This window comes from Psychrobacter sp. T6-1, assembly GCF_052258445.1.
This window is the reverse complement of the sequence record NZ_JBQQFC010000750.1, coordinates 1-620: the sequence shown is the minus strand read 5'-3', so window position 1 is coordinate 620 and position 620 is coordinate 1. Positions and strand designations below refer to the sequence as shown.

Here is a 620-nt window from a genome sequence, read left to right as displayed (position 1 = left end):
TGACTGGACAGGTAGCAATTATGCAATAGCATTGGGCAATGGTACTTTAGCTCTAGATTTGGCACTACAAGCTTTAGATATTGGCATCGGTGACGAGGTCATCGTTACGCCGCGTACCTTTATCGCGAGTATCTCATCTGTGGTTAATGCAGGGGCGGCGCCTATCTTCGCTGATATCGACGAGGTATCAGGCAATATAACGCCTAAGAGCATTGCTGCGGTTATCACTGATAAAACTAAAGGCATCGTCTGTGTGCATCTAGCGGGCTGGCCCTGCGATATGGATGGCATTATGGCACTGGCCGAGCAGCATAACCTATATGTGATAGAGGACTGTGCACAAGCTCATGGCGCACGCTACAAGAATCGTAGCGTCGGGAGTATCGGTCATATAGGGGCATGGAGCTTTTGTCAGGACAAGATTATGACCACAGGCGGTGAGGGTGGTATGGTTACTACCAACGATGAGCAGCTATGGCGTAAGATGTGGGCTTACAAAGATCATGGTAAGAGCTTTGCTGCTGTTTATGAGACTGAGCATGTGCCGGGCTATCGCTGGCTACACGAGAACTTCGGTACCAATTGGCGTATGACTGAGATGCAAGGAGTGATCGGTCGCA

1 protein-coding gene is annotated in these 620 nt (G+C 49.7%); it reads left to right on the top strand.

All coding sequences use genetic code 11. From position 1 onward, the window contains the following. Positions 1 to 620, top strand: a 620-nt coding sequence (locus ACTXGO_RS15790) for a DegT/DnrJ/EryC1/StrS family aminotransferase (RefSeq protein ID WP_443575186.1), incomplete at both ends; no start/stop codon positions are given.